19 protein-coding genes and 1 pseudogene are annotated in these 23812 nt (G+C 67.4%); all 20 read right to left on the bottom strand.

Going from position 1 to position 23812, the window contains the following annotated elements; all coding sequences use genetic code 11:
• Window positions 1–108: 108 nt before the first annotated feature.
• A complete protein-coding gene (locus QP609_RS09940; RefSeq protein WP_075076504.1) occupies window positions 109–747 on the bottom strand; it encodes a hypothetical protein in 639 nt (212 codons plus the stop codon).
• 414 nt (window positions 748–1161) lie between these two features.
• On the bottom strand, window positions 1162–2235 hold the full coding sequence (locus QP609_RS09945) for a chemotaxis response regulator protein-glutamate methylesterase (RefSeq protein WP_197621531.1): 1074 nt from the start codon (window positions 2233–2235) through the stop codon (window positions 1162–1164).
• Window positions 2232–2828, bottom strand: a complete 597-nt coding sequence (gene cheD, locus QP609_RS09950; protein WP_014037083.1) for a chemoreceptor glutamine deamidase CheD — start codon at window positions 2826–2828, stop codon at window positions 2232–2234. Before cheD ends, QP609_RS09945 begins: the two co-directional genes overlap by 4 nt.
• The gene (locus QP609_RS09955; RefSeq protein ID WP_049416359.1) at window positions 2825–3694 is read right to left on the bottom strand and encodes a CheR family methyltransferase; all 870 of its coding nucleotides are present in this window, start codon (window positions 3692–3694) and stop codon (window positions 2825–2827) included. Before QP609_RS09955 ends, cheD begins: the two co-directional genes overlap by 4 nt.
• Window positions 3695–3729: 35 nt before the next feature.
• On the bottom strand, window positions 3730–6000 hold the full coding sequence (locus tag QP609_RS09960) for a methyl-accepting chemotaxis protein (RefSeq protein ID WP_289214006.1): 2271 nt from the start codon (window positions 5998–6000) through the stop codon (window positions 3730–3732).
• Window positions 6001–6810: 810 nt separating this feature from the next.
• Window positions 6811–9186 carry a methyl-accepting chemotaxis protein gene (locus tag QP609_RS09965; RefSeq protein ID WP_075076502.1) on the bottom strand — a complete coding sequence of 792 codons (2376 nt, stop codon included), beginning with the start codon at window positions 9184–9186 and terminating at the stop codon, window positions 6811–6813.
• Window positions 9187–9287: 101 nt separating this feature from the next.
• Entirely contained in the window at window positions 9288–9593 is a 306-nt protein-coding gene (locus QP609_RS09970; protein ID WP_223224824.1) for a hypothetical protein, read from the bottom strand.
• Between the two features lie 213 nt (window positions 9594–9806).
• Window positions 9807–10298: a chemotaxis protein CheW gene (locus QP609_RS09975; protein ID WP_014647021.1), complete on the bottom strand. Its 492-nt coding sequence runs from the start codon at window positions 10296–10298 to the stop codon at window positions 9807–9809.
• Between the two features lie 183 nt (window positions 10299–10481).
• The gene (locus tag QP609_RS09980; protein WP_046430424.1) at window positions 10482–11255 is read right to left on the bottom strand and encodes a flagellar brake protein; all 774 of its coding nucleotides are present in this window, start codon (window positions 11253–11255) and stop codon (window positions 10482–10484) included.
• 160 nt (window positions 11256–11415) lie between these two features.
• Window positions 11416–13665: a methyl-accepting chemotaxis protein gene (locus QP609_RS09985; protein ID WP_197621609.1), complete on the bottom strand. Its 2250-nt coding sequence runs from the start codon at window positions 13663–13665 to the stop codon at window positions 11416–11418.
• A gap of 372 nt (window positions 13666–14037) precedes the next feature.
• Complete coding sequence (locus QP609_RS09990) at window positions 14038–16026, bottom strand: chemotaxis protein CheA (protein WP_197621608.1); 1989 nt, start codon at window positions 16024–16026, stop codon at window positions 14038–14040.
• A 45-nt stretch (window positions 16027–16071) separates the two neighbouring features.
• On the bottom strand, window positions 16072–16437 hold the full coding sequence (locus tag QP609_RS09995; protein WP_005409521.1) for a response regulator: 366 nt from the start codon (window positions 16435–16437) through the stop codon (window positions 16072–16074).
• Window positions 16434–16742, bottom strand: coding sequence for an STAS domain-containing protein (locus QP609_RS10000; protein ID WP_014647026.1), 309 nt, complete (start codon window positions 16740–16742; stop codon window positions 16434–16436). The genes QP609_RS09995 and QP609_RS10000 overlap by 4 nt, the downstream gene beginning before the upstream one ends.
• A 285-nt stretch (window positions 16743–17027) precedes the next feature.
• Window positions 17028–18290 carry a chemotaxis protein CheW gene (locus QP609_RS10005; RefSeq protein WP_197621607.1) on the bottom strand — a complete coding sequence of 421 codons (1263 nt, stop codon included), beginning with the start codon at window positions 18288–18290 and terminating at the stop codon, window positions 17028–17030.
• A complete protein-coding gene (locus tag QP609_RS10010) occupies window positions 18287–19069 on the bottom strand; it encodes a ParA family protein (RefSeq protein WP_014647028.1) in 783 nt (260 codons plus the stop codon). Before QP609_RS10010 ends, QP609_RS10005 begins: the two co-directional genes overlap by 4 nt.
• A 175-nt stretch (window positions 19070–19244) precedes the next feature.
• Window positions 19245–20090, bottom strand: a pseudogene (gene motD, locus QP609_RS10015) (flagellar motor protein MotD); the annotation flags it as partial.
• Window position 20091: 1 nt separating this feature from the next.
• Window positions 20092–20832: a flagellar motor protein gene (locus tag QP609_RS10020; protein WP_005409527.1), complete on the bottom strand. Its 741-nt coding sequence runs from the start codon at window positions 20830–20832 to the stop codon at window positions 20092–20094.
• 90 nt (window positions 20833–20922) lie between these two features.
• Entirely contained in the window at window positions 20923–22767 is a 1845-nt protein-coding gene (locus tag QP609_RS10025) for a chemotaxis protein CheA (RefSeq protein WP_069116912.1), read from the bottom strand.
• A gap of 2 nt (window positions 22768–22769) precedes the next feature.
• Window positions 22770–23375 carry a protein phosphatase CheZ gene (locus QP609_RS10030; protein ID WP_049441909.1) on the bottom strand — a complete coding sequence of 202 codons (606 nt, stop codon included), beginning with the start codon at window positions 23373–23375 and terminating at the stop codon, window positions 22770–22772.
• Window positions 23375–23767: a chemotaxis response regulator CheY gene (cheY, locus tag QP609_RS10035; RefSeq protein WP_005413247.1), complete on the bottom strand. Its 393-nt coding sequence runs from the start codon at window positions 23765–23767 to the stop codon at window positions 23375–23377. The genes QP609_RS10030 and cheY overlap by 1 nt, the downstream gene beginning before the upstream one ends.
• Between the last annotated feature and the right edge of the window lie 45 nt (window positions 23768–23812).

Here is a 23812-nt window from a genome sequence, read left to right on the forward strand (position 1 = left end):
GGCTGGCCAATACACGATATTCCGTCCCGGCAATGGTAACAATGGCCTTGGGCGCAGGGAGCGGATCCTTGTAGACATGATCTGAGAGGGCTGCATTTGCTCCAGGATTCATTGGGCTGTTCCTTCAGTCCGTGTGGAGATTTCGATTGGGAAGTAATCCTTTCGCTTATCTTGAGGCATCTTCTCGTACCAAGTCGAAGGCTCGGTAGGCGTCCACTCTGGCGATCCCCCTGAAGTCATGGGGCGCAAGGCGCGATGTACGTAGGTAGTAGCGAGTTTCTCGGTTTCAAGCTTTGTGAATGAAGTCCATGCGGTTGCTTGGATAGGGCGATCATCGATGATGAAGGCGAATGAAGCTTCCACGAGCACGGGCGTCCAAGTGCACGGGCCGCGACCGTAATAGTCGGCAACTTCCATGCCATCGTTGAATACAACACTGCTGAATTCAGTGGCACTGAGGCGCTGTGCCTGAAGCTCAACCTTGTGCTGGTTCGGCTCGTACTGCACCCCCTCCCAATTGTTGACCGGAGGGAGACAGAGTGGGTCTATCTCATACGTGACAAAGACCGAAGGAACGGGGACATCCACGGGTGCATCGTGGACCCGAATCACAATAGGCAGCGCATCCCTGGGTGCAGGATTCTCGCGATAGACCGGGTATGAGCGTTCCTTGTTGCAGCCCGGAACGGCCAGTGTGATCGAGGCGATCAACGCAACGTGAGCAAGGGTCGGGAGAACTTTCAGCATGAGCGGTCCATGTCGCTGCAGGATTTTCCTTGATCCCTGGAACATGCGGTCTCATCACGAACGACGGCGCCGCATCCGGGCAAGTGCGACAGGTTGCGCAGTGGGTATTGCCCGCTATCCGGACCTCCCTCCCTGCGTACCCGAGCAGCGCGGCCTTGCGGGGTAACGTTCATCGGCGTTCCATTGCTGTGCGATACCTGACTATACGACCCGCTCCAGCCGCGCTCCAAGTCGGTGTCCTGCGGGCCTCCCGTTTGGCGCGCATGGCTTGCGGCAGGATCAAACCTCGATCAGCGTCGTTGAAACATCAATGGTCGAAAGTGCTGGCGGCGGATCGGCAATGGAGCCTGACGTCTCTTGGAGGTGTTCAGCAGGGTGCAGAGCCGAGCATGGGCTCGGCTCTACAGGGACCTGTCAGCCGCGGGCGAGGGCGAGCAATCGCTCGGCGATCCGCTCCAGCGGCACCTGTTCCTCGGCCGCGCCCAGCTTGAACGCGGCACCCGGCATGCCCCAGACCACGCTGGTGGCTTCGTCCTGCACCAACGTCGGCGCGCCGGCCTGGCGCATTTCCAGCAGGCCGCGTGCACCGTCATCGCCCATGCCGGTGAGGATGGCGCCGATGGCGTTGCCACCGGCGTTCTGCGCGACCGAACGGAACAGCACGTCCACTGCCGGCTTGTGGCGGTTCACTGCCGGGCCATCGTCGACGCGGCAGCGCCAGCGCGCACCGTCGCGGATGATCCGCAGGTGCTTGCCGCCGGGTGGCAGGTAGGCATGGCCAGGCAGCACTGCTTCGCCATCGCTGGCCTCGCGCACGGCCATCGCCGAGTGCCGGTCCAGGCGTTCGGCGAAGGCACTGCTGAAGCTGGCCGGCAAATGCTGGGTCATCACCACGGCGGGCGCGTCGGCGGGCATGCCTTCCAGCACCACGCGCAGGGCTTCGGTGCCACCGGCCGACGAGCCGATCGCGATCAGGCGGTCGGTGGTGCGGAACTGCGGTGTGGCAGGGCGCATTGAGGGGGCTGTGTCCAGCGTGAGCTTCGGGACTGCAGCGCGGACCAGCGGACGTACCCGTGAGCGCGCCGCCATCTTGACCTTGCCGATGATCTCTTCGGCGTAGGCCTGCAGGCCGCGCGCCACGTCCAGCTTCGGCTTGGAGACGAAATCCACCGCGCCCAGCGCCAGCGCCTGCAGGGTGGTGTCGGCGCCGCGTTCGGTCAGCGAGGAGATCATCACCACCGGCAGCGGATGCAGGCGCATCAGGTTTTCCAGGAACGCCAGCCCATCCATGCGCGGCATTTCCACGTCCAGCGTGATCACGTCCGGGGCCAGGCGCTTGATCTTCTCGCGCGCCAGCAGCGGGTCGGCAGCGGTGCCGACCACGTCGATGGACGGATCGCTGGACAGGATTTCCGTGAGCATCTGGCGCACGACGGCAGAGTCGTCGACGATCAGCACCCGGCAGGGGGCGTTGCCGGTAAAGGTCATTCGAACAGCTCCACGCCACCGGTGACCGGCGCCTTGGACAGGCGCGCACGCACCGCCGATTCGGTGGCGGCCACTTCGGCCTCATGCGCATGCGGCAGGCGCTGCACCACCACGCGGCCGGTGTCGGCGAAGAACCAGATCTTGCGCGGATGGATGCCGCACAGGTCCTCGGCGATGATCGGGATGTGCTCGGCCTGCAGGTACTGGCGCACGAACTCGGCGTTGCGGGTGCCCACTGGATTGCTGGTGAAGCCCTTGAGCACGTTGGCGCCGCCGAACACCTTGGCTTCGATGCGCTTGCGGTGGGCGCCCCGCTTGAGCATGTCGTTGATCAGCAGTTCCATCGCATAGCTGCCGTAGCGTGCGGGTGCGCCGTCACCGGCGTTGCCCTCCGGCAGCAGGAAGTGGTTCATGCCGCCGATCTTCAGCACCGGGTCGCGCAGGCAGGCCGCCACGCAGGAGCCCAGCGTGGTGGTCAGCGCAGTGGTGTCATCGACCACCAGGTACTGGGTCGGCAGCAGCTTGGCGGCGATGGTCTGGAAGCGCGCATCCTGGTAGCGCATCACATCGTCGGTACGCAGCGAGGCATTCATGCGCCGGCCTTTGCCGCACGGCGGTACAGGGTGCGGCCGCAGGGCTGGATCAGGTCGGCGGCGTGCAGGTAGTTCTCCGAATGGCCGGTGTAGAGCAGGCCGTCATCGGCCAGGTGCTGGACCAGGCGACCGAGGATGGCGCGCTGGGTCGGCTTGTCGAAGTAGATCATCACGTTGCGGCAGAACAGCGCGTCGAACGGGCCGCCGACGTCGTAGCGCGGGGCGAGCAGGTTCAATGGGCGGAACTCGATCAGTTCGCGCAGCGCCGGCAGCACGCGGCACTGGCCCTCGTTGGGGCCGCTGCCGCGCTGGAAGTAGCGGCGGCGCAGGTCCGGATCGAGGCTGGCGACGCGATCGATGTTGTAGACGCCGCGGCCGGCGGTGGCCAGCACCTGGGTATCGACGTCGGTGGCAATGATGCGTACCGGCGGCTTCAACGTGCCGAAGGCCTCGCAGGCGGTGATCGCCATCGAGTAGGGCTCTTCGCCGGTGGACGCCGCGCACGACCACAGCAGCAGTGGGGTGCGGCTGGAGCGCTGTTGGAGTTCCTCGCGCAGCTTGTCGAAGTGATGCGGTTCGCGGAAGAACGAGGTCAGGTTGGTGGTCAGCGCGTTGGTGAACGCCTGCCATTCGTCACCATCTTCCTGCTCCAGATGGTCCAGGTACTGCTGGAAGCTGCGCATGCCCAGCGTGCGCAGGCGGCGCGACAGGCGGCCATAGACCATGTCGCGCTTTGCCGGCGCGAGGGCGATGCCCACGCGCTGGTAGATCAGGTCGCAGACGCGGCGGAAATCACGGTCGGCGAACTCGAATTCGCGCGGGCCGGTAACGATGGGAGTAGGACTTTGCACGGGGGACGTGTCCATCGGCGGAGGCGGCGGCCGGAGCCACCGCAGGTGGGTCAGAATTCCTGCCAGTCGCTGTCGCTGGCAACGAAGGTGCCGCTGCCGCCTGCGCGCCGGGCCGGTGCTGGCACGCTGGCGGGCTGCGGGCGCGCTGCAGGAGCCGCGCGGGCGGGCTCGACGCGCGCGGCCGCGGCCTTCATTGCAGCAGCCACCTGGTTGTCGAGGCGGAAGATCGCCACCGCGTCTGCGAGCTGCGCGGCCTGCTCTTCCATGGCGCGTGCGGCGGCGGTGGCTTCCTCCACCAGCGCGGCGTTCTGCTGGGTGGTCTCGTCCATCTGCACCACGGTCTGGTTGACCTGCTCGATGCCTGCGCTCTGTTCCTGCGAGGCGGCGGAGATCTCGGCCATGATGTCGGTCACGCGCTGCACCGAGGCGACGATCTCGCCCATGGTGCTGCCGGCCTGGTGGACCAGGCTGGAGCCTTCGGCGACCTTGCCGACCGAGTCGTCGATCAGGCCCTTGATCTCCTTGGCGGCCGCGGCCGAGCGCTGGGCGAGGGTACGCACTTCGCTGGCGACCACGGCAAAGCCGCGGCCCTGTTCGCCGGCACGCGCGGCTTCCACTGCGGCGTTCAGCGCCAGGATGTTGGTCTGGAAGGCGATGCCATCGATGACGCTGATGATCTCGGCGATCTTCTTCGACGAGGCTTCGATGGCCGACATGGTGGTGACCACCTGGCCGACCACGTCACCGCCCTGCGAGGCGACGCCGTGCGCGCCGATGGCCAGCTGGTTGGCCTGGCGGGCGTGCTCGGCGTTCTGGCGCACGGTGGAGGTCAGTTCCTCCATCGAGGCGGCGGTTTCTTCCAGGTTGGCGGCCTGCTGCTCGGTACGGCGCGACAGGTCGCTGTTGCCGGAGGCGATCTCGCCGGCGGCCAGGGTGATGCTGGAGGCGCTGGCCTGGATCTGGCCGACGATCTGGGTCAGCTGTGCAACGGTGGTGTTGGCATCGTCGCGCATGCGTGCGAACACGCCCTGGTAGTCGCCGTGCATGCGTGCGGTCAGGTCACCTTCGGCGATGGCCGACAGCAGCTGCGAGAGCTTGCCGAGGTTGTCATCGCTGACCGCCATCATCGCGTTGAGGTTCTCCAGCATCAGGCGGAAATCGTGATCGAAACGCTGCGCGTCGCCACGGCGGCTGAAGTCGCCGGCCGCGGCGGCGCTGGCCAACTGCTTGATCTCGGTGTTGATGCGGCCGAGGTTGGCCTTGACCGTGTCGACGGTGGTGGTCATCGCGGCCTTTTCGCCAGGGTAGCGCGCGATGTCGCGGCTGAGATCGCCGACCGCGTACTGCTGCACCACGTCCAGCACATCGTGCAGGGTCTGGACGTGGCCGCCGACGAGCACGTTGGTTTCCTGCACCATCAGCCCGTACTCGCCGGGGAAGGCGCTGGCGTCGATGCGGTAGCTCAGTTCGCCACCGTCATGACGGCGCGCCATTTCGCGCTGGCCGGTGATGACCGCATGCAGCTGCTGCTGCATGCCGGCCATGGCCTCCAGCAGGCGGCCGGTTTCGTCGTGCGGCTGCGGGCCGATGTGGCTGTCCAGCTTGCCGCCGGCGATGCCTTCGGCCACGGCGGTGGCCTGCTTCAGCGGCACGGCGATGCGGTTGCCGATGACCCAGCTCAGGGCCAGCACGATCAGCACCAGTACGCCACCAGAGACCGCCATGATGGCGGTGAACACCAGCGCCTGTTTCTGCACGTCGTCCATGTAGACGCCGCTGCTGACCACCCAGTTCCAGGGCGCGAACAGGCCGGCATAGGCGACCTTCTCGACCTCGCCCTTGCTGCCCGGCTTGGCCCAGCGGTAGTTGACGAAGCCGCCGCCGGCGCGAGCTGCTTCGACCTGGTCGTAGTAGATCCGTACGCCGTCGTCGGTGCGGAAGTCCTTCATGTCCTTGCCGACCAGGTCCTTGCGGAACGGGTGCATCAGCAGGCGGTAGCCGGTGTCGTAGATGTTGAAGTAGTAGGTATCGTTCCCGGCGCGCATGACCTCCAGCGCCTGCAGCGCGGCGCTCTTGGCGGCCTCTTCGCTGAGCTCGCCGGTACCGGCCAGGCGGTGGTAGTGCTGCAGGATGCCGTAGCTCAGTTCGACCTGGGTCTTCAGCGCGCTCTTGCGGGTTTCGGTCAGATCCAGGTACTGCATGCGGGCGGCGATCACCGAGAGCGCGATCACGCCGAGCGCGATGAGCAGCGTCAGCAGGTTGAGCTTGCGCCGGACGGAAAGATTGCGGAAGTAGTGTTGCCAGCGATGCAGGAGATTCATCGAGCAGGACCAGGTCGAAGCGGGCGGGCGGCGCCGTGCCGGTCAGCGGCGGGATACGCCGTGACAACCCCGTTATCGGCCGCGCGGGCGGGGGATTGAGGTGCGGTGTCCGAACGTATTCAGGTTTCCTTGCAGCGGCGGCTGCGGCGCTGCCTGCGGCAGGCTTTTGAAGCAACGGCAACGGCAACGGCAGGTCATGGCGATCGGTAGCTACGGGTTGGCCGGGTCGGGATGGGCAGGCAGGACACGCCGTGAACCCATCCATGGGGGCTCGATGGCGCCATCCATGGCGCCAACGGTCCTGCCTGCCCACCCCGACCCGGCCCGCCAGGGCTTCACTTCGGCGGACGGCAAGAGTATTGGGTTTCCAGGTGGAAAGAGGGGTCAGATCCGTTTTCCTGCGGAAAACGGATCTGACCCCGGAAGTGACCTGGCTTTTGTCTTTTGCTCTTCTTTCTTCAATCCGGGGCGGACGCGTACGGAAAGTGTCCGTGGCCGGGAGGGTGGGTTGCGCAGGGGCGTGAGCCGCATGGGGTCGAGGCATGCCTCGGGCGGGTTGGGCAGGACGCCCAACCCCGGTCTTGCCGTGTGCGCAGGACAGTGCACACGTGCAAGCGGCGACCGAGCTTACAGAGACGTACTTGCAGCGTCCCCTGCGCAACCCATCCTCCCGGCCCAAACGAAGGAAGTCCGCCGCTCTCAGCGACCACCCCGAGGGGCTTCGCCGTTGGCTGGATAATCAGATACCCCGTAAACAAAAACGCCCCAGCACAGGACCAGGGCGTTCTCGTAACTCAGGTCAGGCAGGCATCAGAACTCCTGCCAGTCCCCGTCGGCCAGTTCGGTGGCCATCGGGCGACCACCCGCCGTGCGGCGGGCCGGCGGGGCAGCCGGGGCCGGGGCAGCCGGTGCAGCGGCGCGCGGCGCCGGGGCGGTGACGCGCGGGGCGGCGACGACCTCGGCTTCGTCCACCACGAAGATCGACACGGCCTCGCTGAGGTGGCCGGCCTGTTCTTCCATCGCACGTGCGGCGGCGGTGGCTTCTTCCACCAGCGCGGCGTTCTGCTGCGTGGTTTCGTCCATCTGCACCACGGTCTGGTTGACCTGCTCGATGCCGGCGCTCTGTTCCTGCGAGGCGGCAGAGATCTCGGCCATGATGTCGGTCACGCGCTGCACCGAGGCGACGATCTCGCCCATGGTCGCGCCGGCCTTGTGCACCAGCGCCGAGCCGTCGTTGACCTTGCCGACCGAGTCGTCGATCAGGCCCTTGATCTCCTTGGCGGCCGCGGCCGAGCGCTGGGCGAGGGTGCGCACTTCGCTGGCGACCACGGCGAAGCCGCGGCCCTGTTCGCCGGCACGCGCGGCTTCCACTGCGGCGTTCAGCGCCAGGATGTTGGTCTGGAAGGCAATGCCGTCGATGACCGAGATGATCTCGGCGATCTTCTTCGACGAGGCTTCGATGGCCGACATGGTGGTGACCACCTGGCCGACCACGTCACCGCCCTGCGAGGCGACGCCGTGCGCGCCGATGGCGAGCTGGTTGGCCTGGCGTGCGTGCTCGGCGTTCTGGCGCACGGTGGAGGTCAGTTCCTCCATGGAGGCAGCGGTTTCTTCCAGGTTGGCGGCCTGCTGCTCGGTGCGGCGCGACAGGTCGCTGTTGCCGGAGGCGATTTCACCGGCAGCGGAGCTGATCGCGCGGCTGGACTGCTTGATGCGGGTGACGATCTCGCTCAGCTGCGCGGCGGTGGCGTTGGCGTCGTCGCGCATGCGGGCGAACACGCCCTGGTAATCGCCGTGCATGCGCACGGTCAGGTCGCCCTGCGACAGCGCGGCCAGCAGGCCGGAGATCTGCTCGATGCTGCCGGCGTTGGCGTCCAGCAGGCCGTTGATCTGCTGGGCCAGCTGCAGGAAGAAACCTTCCTTGTCGCTGGCATCGATGCGGCCGGACAGGTCGCCAGCGGCGGCCTGGGCGATCACGCGGGCCACTTCGGCTTCGACCTGCGCTTCCTGGGTACGGTCGCGCCATTCCACCACGTAGCCGACGGTGTCGCCGCCTTCATTGCGGATGGTCGAGACCACCTGGGCGAACTGGGCATCGCCGTACTGCATCGGGCGACGGGCGACGCCGTGTGCCTTCAGGTTGCCCAGCAGGGTCTGGTCCATCTCGCCGCGGTGTTCGAGCACGGTGACCGGCTTGCCGATCAGCGAAGCCTGCGCATCGAAGTCCGGCAGGTCGCGGCGCAGTTCGTCCTGGTACTGGCTCAGGGTCTGCTGCAGGGCGCGGTTGCTGTAGACGATGGTGTTGCTGGTGTCGGTCAGGTAGACGCCGGTCGAGCTGTAGTCCAGCGCGGTACGGATGCGCAGGTTCTCGCGGGCGATGGCCTGGTCGGTCTCGATGCGCTCGCGCAGGTCGCGCTGCATGCGCTGCATGGCCTGCATCAGTTCGCCCACTTCATCCTGGCGGCTGACGTCTATGTGGCCATCGAGCTTGCCGCCGGCCACGTCGTTGGCCACCGAGACGGCGCCACGCACGCTGCCGACCAGGGCGCGGGCAAACAGCCACACCAGTACCAGGCCGAGCGCGGCGCCGCCCAGCAGGGCGATCACGGTCAGCACGGCCGAGGCGGAGTAGGTGGATGCGGCCTCTTCGCGCGAGGCGCGGGCGAGGCGGTTGTCTTCGGCGATCAGCGCCTCCAGCGCGGAGGCGGCCTTGCGGTGCTTGGTGCGGGTTTCGCCGACGAAGGTATCGATGGCGTCGTCCGGCAGGTCCAGTTCCAGCATCTCGGTGACGCTGTCATAGGATGCCAGGGCGTCCTTCCATTCCTTGGCGAAGGCGTCGAACAGCTTCTTCTGCTGCGGGTTGTCGACCAGCTTCGGATACTCCTTGATCGACTTGTCCATGCTGGCGCGCAGGTCGACACCCTGCTTGCGCGCATCGGACTTGACGTCATCGCTGGCGCGGATCAGCTGCTGGTAGGCGGCATTGCGGTACTCGCCCAGCATGCCGCGCATCTCGCCGGCCATGCGGATGCTCTCCATGCGTGAACCGGCCAGCTCGGTGGTCACGTTGTTCAGCGAATGCAGGCCGCGATAGGCGACGATGCCCTGCAGCAGCATCACCAGCAGGAGGACGCCGAAGGTCAGCAGCAGTTTCGGCATCAGTTTCAGGTTGTTGATCCACGGCATGGGCGTTGCGAGCTCCTAAGGCAGACGCGCCCGGGCATCGGGCCCGGTTGCAGCAGAAACCACGCCAGGACCAGGCCCGGCGTGGTCCGACGAACGGCGGATTACTTGATGTTGGCCAGCTTCAGCCCGGCCGGCGAGCTGACTTCGATTTCCGCACGCGAGGCGTCGCGCTGGATCTTGCCGATCACGCACACGGTCTTGCCTTCCAGGGTTTCCAGCGGGAAGGAGAACTTGCCGCGGTTCTCGCCGGCGATACGCGCCGAGAAGGTGTGGCGCGGGAAGGCGCCGCCCATGTACAGGAAGGTCGGCTGGCCTTCGGAGCCTTCCGCGTAACGGGCCTTTTCGACCTTGCCACAGACCATGCCGTCCTTGCCGACCGAACGCGGCGCCATTTCCGGCGGGATCATGTCGGCCGACTGGGCGAAAGCGGAGGCGGCGGTGGTGGCCAGGACAGCGGCCGAGACGAACGCAAACAGGGACTTCATCGAGGGTATCTCCGGGGATGGTAACGATCGGGCCGGTCCTGCGCGCTCCTGCGCGACCGGCTTCTGTCCCCCTATCGGCACCGCCGAAGGGAACTGAAGGGTTTTGTGACTGGAACGTGAAGCAGTTCCGTTTGCTCAGGCAGCGACGTCTTCGGCGAGGTTGGCCTGGCCCATGTCGGCGCTGTCGAGCAGGGTCTCGATGTCCAGCAGGATCAGCATGCGATCGTCGTGGGTACCGATGCCGGAGATGAAACGGGTGTCGACGGCCGCGCCGAATTCCGGGGTCGGGCGGATCTGCTCGGCCGACAGCGGGATCACGTCGGAGACGCTGTCGACGACGATGCCGACCACGCGGTCTTCCACGTTCAGCACGATCATCACGGTGAAGGCATCGTAGCGGGCGTTGTCCAGGCGCAGCTTCAGGCGCAGGTCGATGACCGGGACGATGGTGCCGCGCAGGTTGATCACGCCCTTGATGTAGTCCGGGGCGTCCGGCACGCGGGTGACGGCGTCGTAGCCGCGGATTTCCTGCACCTTGAGGATGTCCACGCCGTAGTGCTCATCACCAAGGGTGAAGCTGAGGAATTCGCCACCGGCGCTGGCGGCGGAGCTGGTCTTGTCGTTCATCGAGGGGTCCTGGTTCTGCCGGAAGTCCCGGTGTCAGGCTCGATATCGGCCCCGCCGGGGGGGACTTTAGGTGCCGGGCAGTGCCGTGGATGGGGTCAGATCCCTTTTCAGGGAAAAGGGATCTGACCCCGGCACGCGTTCCAGGGTTGCCGGCCGGCGGCCGGCACTACCGGTCGGACGGCCTCAGAGCTCGCCGTTGCGGCGGGCCTTGCGCTGGCGGTCGATGCGGAAGATGTAGCGCTGGATGGCGCTGTCGGCGCCGCGTGGCAGGCATTCAAAGCGCATTCCCACGCGCTTGACCTCGATGCCATTGGGCTGACGCTGCGGCAGCAGGTTGCAGACCACCAGTTCGATATCCAGGTCGGGGCCGTCCGGCAGCGACAGCCGCGCCGGATAGCGCTTCTGCAGACCAAACACCGCGCAGTCATTGGGCACCACCACGGCCAGGCCGCCACCGCTGATGTCCACTACGCGCATCGACAGGGCTTCGGCGCGCGCTTCGCCAGGCGGCAGCAGCAGGTGGGGCGAGTCGGTGACCGGCGTCTCCAGCCGGTACAGCTCGCGGCGCTGCAGGTGCACCAGTTCGTCAGGCAGCGGCGCACGGAAGGCCACATGGCCGTCGTTGTCCACGCGCTGCAGTTCGTGCAGCCGGAACCGTACCAGCACGCGTTCGAGCTGGGCGAAGCACAGCAGGTGATCGGCCTGCTCGGCGGCGCGGTTGGAGGCTTCCTGTGGGCTGCCATCGAGCAGCAGGAAGTCCTCGTCTTCGTCGAGGTCGAGCAGGGCGGTCGGGAAGGAACGGTCGCGGCCGTCGATATGGGCGTTGATCAGCGATCGCTGGTCGATCAGCGAGCGCAGCAGCTGGCGCAGCTGGCGCGGGTTGCGGACCAGGAATCGTTCGTCCGCGGCATCGGCCGCGTGGACATCATGCACTGCAGTGTCGTTGCCGTCGGACATGGAATCTACGGTCAGGGGCGGGCGCCAGCACGCATTGGCGCGAGGCTCGATGGGGATATCGGCTCCTGCACCGGATTATGAAGTGGGATTTGCATCACTTTCCACGTGTAAGGGGTCAGATCCCTTTCCCGCAGGAAAGGGATCTGACCCCGTGCTTCTGTCAGAATTCCTGCCAGTCGCCGTCCGTGGCCAGCGCCGGCTGGGCCGTTGCCGTGCGCAGCGCACGTGCCGGGGCCGGCTTTGCCGCAGGCGCGGCGGCTGCGAGCTGTCGCGGTACCGGTGCGGCCAGCGGGCGTGCCGGGATGGCCATCGTGCCCTGCGATGCCAGCCGGAAGCGGGCCACGGCTTCACCCAGCTGCACGGCCTGGTCTTCCATCGCGCGTGCCGCAGCAGTGGCTTCTTCCACCAGCGCAGCATTCTGCTGGGTGGTTTCGTCCATCTGCACCACGGTCTGGTTGACCTGCTCGATGCCCGCCGACTGTTCCTGCGAGGCCGCGGAGATCTCGGCCATGATGTCGGTCACGCGCTGCACCGAGGCGACGATCTCGCCCATGGTGCTGCCGGCCTGGTGGACCAGGCTGGAGCCTTCGGCAACCTTGCCGACCGAGTCGTCGATCAGGCCCTTGATCTCCTTGGCGGCGGCGGCCGAGCGCTGGGCAAGGGTGCGCACTTCGCTGGCGACCACGGCAAAGCCGCGGCCCTGTTCGCCGGCACGGGCGGCTTCCACTGCGGCATTCAGCGCCAGGATGTTGGTCTGGAAGGCAATGCCGTCGATGACCGAGATGATCTCGGCGATCTTCTTCGACGAGGCTTCGATGGCCGACATGGTGGTGACCACCTGGCCGACCACGTCACCGCCCTGCGAGGCGACACCGTGCGCACCGATGGCGAGCTGGTTGGCCTGGCGGGCGTGCTCGGCGTTCTGGCGCACGGTGGAGGTCAGTTCCTCCATCGAGGCGGCGGTTTCTTCCAGGTTGGCGGCCTGCTGCTCGGTGCGGCGCGACAGGTCGCTGTTGCCGGAGGCGATCTCGCCGGCGGCCAGGGTGATGCTGGAGGCGCTGGCCTGGATCTGGCCGACGATCTGGGTCAGCTGTGCAACGGTGGTGTTGGCATCATCCCGCATGCGCGCGAACACGCCATTGAACTGGCCTTCCATGCGCGCGGTCAGGTCGCCGGCGGCGATCGACTGCAGCAGCTGCGAGAGCTGGCCGAGGTTGCCGTCGGCCACCTGCATCATGGTGTTGAGATGCTCGATCATCAGCTTGAAGTCATGCTGGAAACGCTGTGCGTCGCCGCGCTGGCTGAAGTCACCGGCAGCGGCCGCCGCGGCCAGCTGCTGGATCTGCGAATTGATCGCCAGCAGGCTGGCCTTGGCCGCGTCCATCGATTCGTGCAGGATCGCGCGGCTGCCGGGCAGGCGGCGTGCATCCGGGGTGAGATTGCCGATGGCGTACTGGTTGAGCACGTCGATGGCATCGCGGATCGCATCCAGGTGCTCGAAGATCACCGTATTGATGCCGCCGGCCAGCTGGCCATAGACACCCGGGAAATCTTCCGGAATGCGATGGCTGATGTCCGGTCCCGCGTGCATCTGTGCCATCAGCTGGGTCTGCTCGCTGAAGCGGCGGAGCATTGCGGTCATCTCGGTCGTGGCGGCCAGCATCCTGCCGGCTTCGTCCTTGCTGGTGGCCTGGGTGCTGACGCTGAGGTCGCCGCGGGCAACCGCCTGGATGGCATGCACGGCCTTGCCCAGCGGGCCAGTAACGGCGCGCGAGATGACGATGGCCAGCGCGGCGGCCACCAGCGACAGCAGCACGATGCAGCCGATGATGGCGATCATGCTGGTGCGATGGGTGGCGTTGGCGTCGGCGATCTTGCCGTCCATCTGCCCGGCGATGTGGGTGCCCAGTGCCTTCATCGCAGCGAACAGGTCGCGGCGCGCCGGGCGTGACTGCTCATCGGAGATCTGCTGGGCCTGCGCGCCATCACCGGCGGCCACGGCGTCGCGCATCGCCTTGTTGGCGGCGAAGTAGCGATCCAGCTGGGTGCTGGCCGCGCGATACAGCTCGCGCTCCTTGTCCAGCGCCGGCAGCGCCGCGTACGCCGCCAGTTCGTCATGTACGGCCTTGGCGGTGTCGTCCATGCGCTTGTTGTAGTCGGCGACCTTCTCCGGCTGGTCGAGCATGCTCAGCTGGGCCAGTTCGTAGGTGCGGAACTCACCGAGCTGCGAGCGCGCCTCGCCCAGGTGCTGGACCGAGGGGATATCGTTGCCGGCCATCTCGCGCAGCTGCGCGTTGGCTTCGCTCAGTCGCAGCAGGGCGAACGCGCCGAGGACCAGGGTCATCAGGGTGGTAAGGGTGAACCCCACGGCCAGCTTGCGGGCGATGGGCAGATCTTGGAACCACTTCATGCAGGGTGCTCCAGGTGGGCAGAGTGCCGGCGTCTGTGCGCCGGTTTGGGGGTGGTTGCAGAGCGAACGGTGGTGCCCGGTGGGGTTCGGTGACGGCCGTCAAAGCGAAATAGCGGCGCAGTCCGGATGGACTTTATGGACGCATGTCACATTCGGTGGCGTAGGGATGACGGTGCGGAAGTGGCGCAGCGGCGGGGCTTTCGCTTGCATGGCGTAGTTGCGCGCGAAACCATCGCGTCGACGGAGTTCACAGAACGGATGGGGTCAGATCCCTTTTCCCCGAAAGGGCATCCGGCCCCGGCCGGAATGGAGCGCGCAAACAAAAACCGCCGCCCCGAAGGGCGGCGGTCCAGTACACGCATGCAGTGTGGATCAGGCGGCCTGCGGCATCCGCAGTGAACGCACCAGCCCGCCGATGTCGACGATCAATGCGACGCGGCCGTCGCCGAGAATGGTCGCACCGGACACCCCGCCGATGCGGCGGTAGTTGTTCTCGATGTTCTTCACCACCACCTGCTGCTGGCCGACCAGTTCGTCCACTTCCAGGGCGATCTTCTGGCCATCGCCTTCGACCACCACCACCAGCGATTCGCTGCCGGGTGCACGGTTGCCGTAGCCGTAGTACTCGCTCAGCGACAGGATCGGCAGGTATTCACCGCGCACGCGCAGCACGCGGCCTTCGCCGGCCATGCTGCGGATGTCCTCGGCTTGCGGCTGCAACGCCTCAAGCACATAGGCCAACGGCAGGATCAGGGTCTCACCGGCTACCGCCACGGTCATGCCATCGAGGATGGCCAGGGTGAGCGGCAGGCGGATCAGCGTGCGGGTGCCAGCGCCGAGGCTGCTTTCAATCTGCACCTCGCCCCCCAACGCCTGGATGTTGCGGCGGACCACGTCCATGCCGACGCCACGACCGGACAGGTCAGTGACCGCATCGGCCGTGGAGAAGCCGGGCTGGAAGATCAGGTCCCAGACCTGCGAATCGGTCGGGTTGTCCGGCACCGCCAGGCCGCGCTCGGTGGCCTTGGCCAGGATCTTGGCGCGGTCCAGGCCGCGACCGTCGTCGCTGACTTCGATGACAATGTGGCCGCCCTGGTGCGAGGCCGCCAGGGTGATCGTGCCGGTTTCGTCCTTGCCTGCACCGCGGCGCACGTCGGGCATTTCCAGGCCGTGGTCGATCGAGTTGCGCACCAGGTGCACCAGCGGATCGGCGATCTTCTCGATCAGGCCCTTGTCCAGCTCGGTACCTTCGCCGACGGTGCGCAGCCGCACCTGCTTGCCGAGACGGCTGGACAGGTCGCGGACCAGGCGCGGGAAGCGACGGAACACCGCATCGACCGGCAGCATGCGCACGCCGATCACCGCTTCCTGCAGGTCGCGGGTGTTGCGTTCAAGCTGGTCCAGGCCAGCGAACAGGCTCTCGGCGTGGACCGGGTCCAGCGCATGCGAGACCTGCTTGAGCATGGCCTGGGTGATGACCAGTTCGCCGACCAGGTTGATCAGCGCGTCGACCTTGTCGACGCTGACGCGGATGGAGGTTTCCGCTTCCTGGCTGGCGCCACCGCTGGCGGCAGGCGCGGCGGGTGCCGACGGCGACGCTGCCGCCGGAGCGGGAGCAGCCGCGGCCGGCGTCTGGGTGGCCAGGCTCGGCGGTGCGGCCGGACGGATGTCCAGCTCGCAGTCGTCCAGTACCCACGCGAAGGTGTCTTCGATCTTGCTGCGCGGCACCTTGCCGACCAGACCCAGATCCCACGCCAGGTGGGCTTCGAGCGGATCGAGGTGCGCGAAGCCCGGCAGGCGGTCCATGCGCGCGGCGACCTGCAGCGAACCGAGGTGTTCCAGTTCGCGGATGATGCGCAGCGGGTCGTTGCCGCTCATGAACAGCGACGGCGCCGGGGTGAAGCCGATCTGCCAGGCTTCCGGCGTATCGTCCACCTTGGCTGCGGCGGCCGCCGGGGCGCTCGCTGCGGCCTGGCCGGACAGAACCGCTTCCAGGCGTGCCTTCACCGCAGCGACGGCAGCCGGATCGGCAGCCTGGCCATGTTCGGCTTCGCGCAGCAGGGCGCGCAGCACGTCCACCGAAGACAGCATGGCGTCGACGGCGTGGCCTTCCAGTGCCCGCTTGCCGGCGCGCAGCTCATCGAGCAGCGTTTCCAGCACGTGGGTCAGGCCGGCGATCGCGTCGAAGCCGAAGGTGCCGGCGCCGCCCTTGATCGAATGGGCAGCGCGGAACACCGAATTGATGATCTCCGCGTCCTGCTGCCCCGATTCCAGGGCCAGCAGGCCAGCCTCCATCGCGTCGAGGCCTTCGCGGCTCTCCTCGAAGAAGGTGGCGTGGAAGCGTTGCAGGTCCATGCTCATGGCAGTGGTGGTCCGGAAGCGAAGAGGGGGAGCGGTGCCGGGCGATCAGCCCAGCACTTTCTGCACGGTGGCGACCAGCTGTTCGGGATTGAACGGCTTGACCAGCCAACCCGTGGCGCCAGCGGCCTTGCCTTCGGACTTCTTGTCGGCGGCAGATTCGGTGGTCAGCATCAGCAGCGGGGTGAACTTGTAGTCCGGCAGCTGGCGCAGTTCGCGGATCAGCGCGATGCCATCCATGTTCGGCATGTTGACGTCGGTAACCACCGCATTGAAGCGCTGGCCCTTGGCGCGACCGAGCGCGACCGCGCCGTCTTCAGCTTCTTCGACGGCAAAACCGGCCGAGGTGAGGGCGAAGGACACCATCTGGCGCATCGACGCCGAATCGTCCACCACCAAGATACGTGCGCTCATGCAGCGTTCTCCACAGATTTCAGGTTGTCATGGGTTACGTCCAGGCCGAGGGCCTGGGTGACGCCCAGCAGGCGCGCGGCGTCACGGAAGGTTGCAGTGCAACCGTGGAAGCCGGTGCCCAGGCCTGCCTCGCGGCGGGCCTGCACGAACGCACACAGCACCTGCACGGCGGCCGTGTGGATGCGGGCGACCTGGCTGGCATCCAGGGTCAGCTCGCCTGCCTGCTCCACCAGGGGGGCAAGGCGGTTCTTGAGCTCGGTAGTGCTCTCGATGCCGAGATCCCCACCCAGTTCGACAGTGCTCATCGTTGCTCCGGACAAACGGTTCCGTGATCCATAACGGCACCCCGGTGGGGTTCTTTAGAAGAATCGACGCGGTGCGTCGATGCGGTCGCTGTTGAAAAGGGGACGGAGGGGATTAAGTCGCAAGCGACCTGGCTCTGCCGCAGCCCCCTCGGCAACGGCGACCGCGCAGTGGGGATGTAAGGTGTTGATCCAACGGATCAACTCCTTGCGTCCCCGACAGGCACCGCTTCGGCGCCAAGCGCCGAGCCACTTGCGACTTAATCCCCTCCGTCCCCTTTTTGGGGGTCAGCTCAACAGCCGTGTGGCGTCGAGCAGGATCATCGGGCGCTGGCTGACCCGGGCCACGCCGCGGAACAGGTCGTTGGAAATCTGGCAGATGCGTGCGGTATCGGGAGGTTCGATCTGCGAATCGGTGAGGTTGGCGACATCTTCCACTGCCGACACGCGCAGGCCGATGGTCTCGCCGTCTTCTTCCAGCACCACGATGCGGGTCTGGGCGTCGTCCTCGGCGGCAGCCGCGCCCAGGTGCAGGCCCAGATCCATCACCGGAACCACCTGGCCGCGCAGGTTCATGATGCCCAGCATGGCGGCAGCGGTGCCGCGCAACGGCAGCAGCGGCACCGGCAGCACGACCTCCTGGACCTTCAGCAGTTCCAGCGCATAGGCCTGGGTGCCGCAGCGCAGGCGCAGCCAGCGCGAGGTGCGTTCACCGGCGCGACGGTTCTGCGGATGCGGGCTGCGGGCCGGTTGGTGGGCCTGCGCCTGCAGCTCCTGCCAGGTGCCGGGGCGGTTGCCTGCGGGTGCATCGACGGCGACGCGCGGCGGCGGCGTGGCGGCGCGTGCGGCCGGGGCCGGTGCAGGGCGTGCCGCCGGGGGGGGCACCGGCGCTGCGACCACGGCGGGCGGCGGCGCAGGCACGTCTTCGCCACCAGCGGCCGCCTCGAAGGCGGCCTGCAGGCCGGGGCTGTCGGTGTGGGCGAGACGATGGCTGTCCGCCGGGTCGGTCTCGTAGATCACTTCGTCCGGCAGATCGTCCCAGGTGGGTTCCGGGCCGGTGTTCGCAGCGGCCGCAGCGGGTGCCGGCGCGGTTTCGTGGATGACCTCGGGCAGGTCATCCCAGGTCGGCTCGCGTTCGGTGGACCCGGCGCTGGCCGGCGCGGCGGCGGCCTCGAAGGCGGCCTCCAGTGCAGCCTCATCCTCGGCCGGGGCCGCGACGACGGCATCCGTTTCGTTGATCACTTCAGCGGGCAGGTCGTCCCACGTGGGTTCGCGTTCGGCATCGATCACGCTGACGGGCGCGGACGCGGCATCGAAAGCGGCTTCCAGTGCGGCATTGTCCACGGCAGGGGCAGCGGCAACGCTCTCGGTTTCGGTTTCGTAGATCACCTCGGCCGGCAGGTCATCCCAGGTGGGTTCGCGTTCGGCGGCGGCTTCGGTGGCCGTGGCCGGGGCGGTGCTGATTGGCGCGGGGAGGGGAGCGGCGGCCGGGGCGATCGCCTCGCCCAGCAGTTCGTCCAGGTAGTCGTCGAGGATGCCGGTGCTGTTCATGCGGCCTGCTCCAGGGCGCGGGCATCCTCGCCGAGGATCCAGTTCAAGGCGCGCCGGTAGGCGGCCAGGCCGCGCCCCGGGTAGTCTTCGCCGACGCTCGGCAGGGTCAGCCCGGCGGCGTTGCTGATGCGGGTGTCGATCGGAATCGCGTCTTCCCAGACGCGGCTGCCATGGCGGTCCTGCATGGTGCGCAGCGACTCGTTGCCGGCGCGGGTGCGGCGGTCGAACAGGGTTGGCAGGATCGAGATCGGCAGCGGCCGGCGGCGCGAACGCTCGACCATCTCGCCGGTGCGGACCATGCCATCCAGGCCGTGCAGCGCCAGCGGCTCGGCCTGGGTCGGAATGATCAGGCGATCGGCGGCAGCCAGTGCGTTGATCATCAGCAGGCCGAGCGTCGGTGCGCAGTCCAGCAGGATGTAGTCGTGCTGGCCCTGGTGGCGCGCCAGCGCGTTCTGCAGGGCCAGGCCGAGGCCGGGTTGGTTGGCGCTACGGCGTTCCAGCGTGGCCAGCGCGGACTGCGCGCAGACGTAGTCCAGGCCCTGGATGTTGCTGGCATGGCACAGGCCGGACAGGTCCGCTGGCGGTGCGCCGAACAGTTCCAGCACGCCGGCCGGCGGCGGGTCCACCGGCACGCCGAAGGCGCGGCTGAGCGAAGCATGCGGATCGAGGTCGATCAGCAGCACGCGATGGCCGAGCGCGGCCAGGCCGCGGCCGAGGGCGAGGGTGGTGGTGGTCTTGCCGACTCCGCCCTTCTGGTTGGCGACTGCCCAGATGCGCATCGGATTACTCCTTCATTGCCGGGGGAACGGCGGCGCCGACGCGGCTGCCAGCCGGCACCGGTGGCAACGTCACCGGTGCGATGGGGGAGGTGGGGGCGCTGGCCGGCGTTGCGGCGGCCTGTTCGGTGACGGTGCTGCCGGTGGCGCCGGTGGCTGCGTTCAGGCGCTGGCCGAGCGGGTCCACCGAATGCGAGGTGTCGGCCAGGATGATGACCATCACCCGGCGGTTGCGGTTGCGGCCCTGTGCGCTGTCGTTCTCTTCGCGCGGGCGGAACTGGCCATAGCCGACCATCGCCAGCCGCGACGGCTGCACGCCCTGGTCGGCGAACAGATGCACCACGCTGGCGGCGCGCCCGGCCGACAGCTCCCAGTTCGAAGGGAAGGTGGCGGTGGCGATCGGCACGTTGTCGGTGTGGCCTTCCACGCGCACGCTGTTGGGCACGTCGCGCAGCACCTCGGCCAGGCTGGCCAGGGTCTGCCGTGCATGTACGTCCAGTGCGGCCGAGCCGGTGGGGAACAGGATGTCGCTGTTGATCTCGACCTCGATCCACAGTTCCGTGCGGCGCACGCTGATCATGCCGCGGTCGATCAGCGGCGCCAGGGCGGCGGTGAGGCGGTCGGCAATCGTGTTGAGCTGGCGCTCGGCACGGGCGATCTGCTCCTGGTTGTGCACCGACACCGGCATGCGCATCTGCGAGGCCATCGACGGCAGCAGCGTCGGGTCGTGCGAGGGCGCCGGCGCGGACGGTCCGATCTTGGTGCCGGACTTGATCACCGACGGGCTGTCCCAGCCGCCACCCTGCACCTGCTTGTTGCCCACCTGCACCGGATTGATCGTGCGCGGCGCGCCACCGAAGGCATCGGTGAGCGCGTCGGCCATGATCCGGTACTTGCCCTCGTTCACCGACGAGATCGCGTACATGACCACGAAGAAGGCGAGCAGCAGCGTCATCAGGTCGGCATAGGGGATCGCCCATGCTTCGTGGTTGGCGTGCTCTTCGTGGTGCTTGCGGCGGGCCATGTCAGTGCAGGAAGCCGGAGAGGTTGGTTTCGATGTTGCGCGGGTTCTCGCCCTGGGCGATCGAGATCAGGCCTTCGATGACCATTTCGCGGTCGCGCGTGTTGTGCGAGATCACGCTCTTGAGCTTGGCGGCGATCGGCAGGAACAGCAGGTTGGCCGAGGCGATGCCGTAGATCGTGGCGGTGAACGCCGCAGCGATGCCGTGGCCGAGCTTGCTCGGGTCGGCCAGGTTCTTCATCACCGCGATCAGGCCCAGCACGGCGCCGATGATGCCGAGCGTCGGTGCGTAGATGCCCATCGCTTCGAACACCTTGGCGCCGGCCTGGTCCTGGTGTTCCTGGCTGCCCAGTTCGATTTCCAGCATGTGCCGCATCGATTCGGGCTCGACACCGTCCACCAGCAGCTGCAGGCCCTTGCGCAGGAACGGGTCCTGCTGCGCTTCCACCTGCGATTCCAGGCCGAGCAGGCCCTGGCGGCGGGCGATGTTGCTCCACTCGACGATCTGCTGGATCAGTTCGCGGCGATCGCTGTGCGGCGGGCGCACGACCCAGCGCACGATCTTGAACGCATGCTTGAACACCGCCGGCGAGGTGTGCAGCAGGATCGCGGCAACGGTGCCGACGATGACGATCACGAACGCCGCAGGCGACCACAACGACGCCAGGCCGGCGCCCTTGAGGATGCTGCCACCGACCAGCGAGGCCAGGGCGAGAAAGAGTCCAATGAGGCTGAGTCTATCCATGGATCCGGTATCGGCTTGTATGAATGGGACTTGAGACACCGGTACGGGCTACTGGTGCGACTTCACGGTTTTACGGGTTCAGCAAGCGGGTCAGTCGTGCGGGCTGCGCAGGCCATCCACATCCAGGATCAGCGCCATGCGACCATCGCCGATCAAGGTTGCACCGGCGTAACCGCGCAGGCCGCGCAGGGCCTTCGGCAGTGGCTTGATGACCACTTCCTCGCGCCCACGTACCTGGTCCACGACCAGGCCGAAGCGCGCTTCGCCGGCCTGCAGCACCACGATGGTCAGCAGGGTCGATGCGGCCGGCGTCACATCCAGCCACTGCCGCAGATCGACCAGCGGCAGCGTGTGCGAACGGCGGTCGAGCACGGCACGGCCATCGAACCAGCCCAGCGAGGTGCGCGGCGCGTGCAGCACCTCCATCACGCGCGCCAGCGGCAGCGCATAGACGTCCTCGCCGGCCTGCACCAGCAGGGTCGGCAGGATCGCCAGGGTCAGCGGCACGCGGATCAGGAAGCGGCTGCCGCGGCCCAGCTCCGACTGGATCTGGATCTGCCCGCTGAGTTCGCGGATGCGCGACTGCACCACGTCCATGCCGACGCCGCGCCCGGAAATATCCGTGACCTGCTGCTTGGTCGAGAAGCCGGGCAGGAACACCAGGTGCAGGCACTCCTCGCTGCTCAGGCGGGCGGCGGCTTCCGGATCGATCAGGCCCTTCTCGCGTGCCTTCGCGCGCAGCTTTTCCGGATCGATGCCGGCGCCATCGTCCTGCACCTCGATGCTGACGTAGTCACCTTCCTGCTGCGCCGACAACCGCACATGGCCCATGCGCGGCTTGCCCTGCGCTTCGCGCAGGTCGGGCATTTCCACGCCATGGTCGATGGCGTTGCGGACCAGGTGCACCAGCGGGTCGGCCAGCGCTTCGACCAGGTTGCGGTCGAGCTCGGTCTCGGCGCCGATCAGCTCCAGGTCCACTTCCTTCTTCAGCGAGCGGGCGACGTCGCGGGCGACCTTGGGGAAGCGCGAGAATACCTTGCCCACCGGCTGCATGCGGGTGCGCATCACCGCCGACTGCAGGCGCGCGGTGGCGATGTCCAGGGTGGACACGGCGCGGTCCAGCTCCTCGTCGCGCAGGCGCGCACGCAGGGTCTTGAGCCGGTTGCGCGACAGCACCAGTTCGCCGATCAGGTTGACGATCGCATCCAGGCGCTTGGTGTCCACGCGCACGGTGTGTTCGGCTTCGGCCAGCGGCTTGGCGGCCGGCTTGGCCACCGGTGCCGGTGCGGCGGCCGGGCGCGGGGCGGCGATCGGTGCCGGCGCCACCGCAGCCGCGGGCCTGGCGCCGGGTGCGGCGCCACCGTGCAGCTGGTCGAGCAGGGCTTCGAACTCATCTTCGCTGATCAGGCCGTCGTCGGCCTTCTTTGCCGGCGCCACCGCAGTCGGTGCGTTGCCACCGTGCAGCTGGTCGAGCAGCGCCTCGAACTCGTCGTCGGTGATCAGGTCGCCGGCACCGGCCGCCGGTGCGGCGGCAGCGGCGGCAGGCGCTGCTGCACCTCCATGCACGTCGAACTGGGCGATCAGGTCCGGCGGTGCATAGCCCGGCTCGGTGCCGGAAGACACGGCATCGAGCATCGACTGCAGGTAGTCCAGCGATTGCTGGGCGGCGTCGAAGTGATGGGCCTGCAGCACGGCCTGGCCGGCACGTGCAGCGCCCAGCGCTTCTTCAGCGGCGTGGCACAGCTCGACCATGGCGGTGACACCGAGGAAACCCGCGCCGCCCTTGAGCGTGTGGTAGCCCCGGAACACCGCGTTGAGCTGTTCGGTGTCCTGCGGTGCCTGCTCCAGCGACACCAGCTGTTCGCCGAGGCGATCCAGGATTTCCTGTGCCTCGATGATGAAATCGGCAGTGATGTCGTCGGATACCGCGCTCATGCTTACAGCCCCAGATCCGACAACAGGTCGTCGGCGTCGTTCTGCGAGACCGCGTGGCGGTCCAGTCCCTTCAGTGCCGGCCCGGCCAGTTCCGGGTCGGTGCGATGCTGTTCCGGCGGCAGGCCGAGCGCGCCGAAGCCTTCATGCACGCGGCGGACGATGCCGACCACGCGACGGATGATCTGCCCGGTCAGGTCCTGGTAGCTCTGGGTCAGGGCGATCTCGGTCAGGTTGTGGCGGATGCGCTCGAGCTGCACGTCCTGGCCTGGCTGCAGGCCTTCGGCGCGCAGCTGCTCGGTCAGGCTGCGGCATTCCTCGGCCAGGTCCAGGGTGCGGTGGGTAGCCTGTTCGGTCATCGCCACCACGTGGTCCAGACGTGCGCACGCATCGTCCAGTTCGCCGGCCTCGCTGGGCACGGTCGGCAGTTCGCCCAAGGCCTGCCCCAGCTCGCGGGCCAGCCGCGAGAGGCCGCTCATCATCGGCTGCGTGCGCAGCGCGACCAGTCCGTCGATGCGTTGCCGCCAGGCGGCTTCGTCACCGGACTCCAGGGCATCCAGGGCTTCCTGCAGGCGCAGGGCGAGGGCGTTCTTGTCGACCGTGGTATCCATCAGGCGCTGGCCGCCAGGCGTTCGAAGATCTTGCCCAGCTTCTCTTCCAGCGTCTGCGCGGTGAACGGCTTGATGATGTAGCCGTTCACGCCGTTCTGGGCCGCTTCGATGATCTGCTCGCGCTTGGCTTCGGCGGTGACCATCAGCACGGGCAGGGTCTTCAGCTTGGCGTCGGCACGGATCGCCTTGAGCAGTTCGATGCCGGTCATCACCGGCATGTTCCAGTCGGTGACGACGAAATCGAAGGGCTGGCTCTGCAGCAGCGACAGCGCGGCATGCCCGTCCTCGGCTTCGGCGGTGTTGGTGAAGCCCAGATCGCCCAGCAGGTTCTTGACGATTCGACGCATGGTCGAGAAGTCGTCGACGATGAGGATGCGCATGTTCTTGTTCAAAGCAGAGTTCCTTTGTTGTTCATTCCGGGCGGCCGGGGGCAGTCG

This window comes from Stenotrophomonas sp. 8(2023) (assembly GCF_030345295.1).
In the GTDB taxonomy this organism is placed as follows: domain Bacteria; phylum Pseudomonadota; class Gammaproteobacteria; order Xanthomonadales; family Xanthomonadaceae; genus Stenotrophomonas; species Stenotrophomonas muris.

Excerpts from the sequence above, each read along its gene's own strand:
- QP609_RS10020 (WP_005409527.1), bottom strand. The coding sequence starts at position 20,832 with ATGGATAGACTCAGCCTCATTGGACTCTTTCTCGCCCTGGCCTCGCTG.
- QP609_RS09985 (WP_197621609.1), bottom strand. The coding sequence starts at position 13,665 with ATGAAGTGGTTCCAAGATCTGCCCATCGCCCGCAAGCTGGCCGTGGGG.
- QP609_RS09970 (WP_223224824.1), bottom strand. The coding sequence starts at position 9,593 with ATGATCCCGCCGGAAATGGCGCCGCGTTCGGTCGGCAAGGACGGCATG.
- QP609_RS09955 (WP_049416359.1), bottom strand. The coding sequence starts at position 3,694 with ATGGACACGTCCCCCGTGCAAAGTCCTACTCCCATCGTTACCGGCCCG.
- QP609_RS09940 (WP_075076504.1), bottom strand. The coding sequence starts at position 747 with ATGCTGAAAGTTCTCCCGACCCTTGCTCACGTTGCGTTGATCGCCTCG.
- QP609_RS09975 (WP_014647021.1), bottom strand. The coding sequence starts at position 10,298 with ATGAACGACAAGACCAGCTCCGCCGCCAGCGCCGGTGGCGAATTCCTC.
- QP609_RS10005 (WP_197621607.1), bottom strand. The coding sequence starts at position 18,290 with ATGAACAGCACCGGCATCCTCGACGACTACCTGGACGAACTGCTGGGC.
- QP609_RS09960 (WP_289214006.1), bottom strand. The coding sequence starts at position 6,000 with ATGAATCTCCTGCATCGCTGGCAACACTACTTCCGCAATCTTTCCGTC.
- QP609_RS09980 (WP_046430424.1), bottom strand. The coding sequence starts at position 11,255 with ATGTCCGACGGCAACGACACTGCAGTGCATGATGTCCACGCGGCCGAT.
- QP609_RS09995 (WP_005409521.1), bottom strand. The coding sequence starts at position 16,437 with ATGAGCGCACGTATCTTGGTGGTGGACGATTCGGCGTCGATGCGCCAG.
- QP609_RS10010 (WP_014647028.1), bottom strand. The coding sequence starts at position 19,069 with ATGCGCATCTGGGCAGTCGCCAACCAGAAGGGCGGAGTCGGCAAGACC.
- cheD (WP_014037083.1), bottom strand. The coding sequence starts at position 2,828 with ATGAATGCCTCGCTGCGTACCGACGATGTGATGCGCTACCAGGATGCG.
- QP609_RS09965 (WP_075076502.1), bottom strand. The coding sequence starts at position 9,186 with ATGCCGTGGATCAACAACCTGAAACTGATGCCGAAACTGCTGCTGACC.
- QP609_RS10025 (WP_069116912.1), bottom strand. The coding sequence starts at position 22,767 with ATGAGCGCGGTATCCGACGACATCACTGCCGATTTCATCATCGAGGCA.
- QP609_RS09945 (WP_197621531.1), bottom strand. The coding sequence starts at position 2,235 with ATGACCTTTACCGGCAACGCCCCCTGCCGGGTGCTGATCGTCGACGAC.
- QP609_RS10030 (WP_049441909.1), bottom strand. The coding sequence starts at position 23,375 with ATGGATACCACGGTCGACAAGAACGCCCTCGCCCTGCGCCTGCAGGAA.
- QP609_RS10000 (WP_014647026.1), bottom strand. The coding sequence starts at position 16,742 with ATGAGCACTGTCGAACTGGGTGGGGATCTCGGCATCGAGAGCACTACC.
- QP609_RS09990 (WP_197621608.1), bottom strand. The coding sequence starts at position 16,026 with ATGAGCATGGACCTGCAACGCTTCCACGCCACCTTCTTCGAGGAGAGC.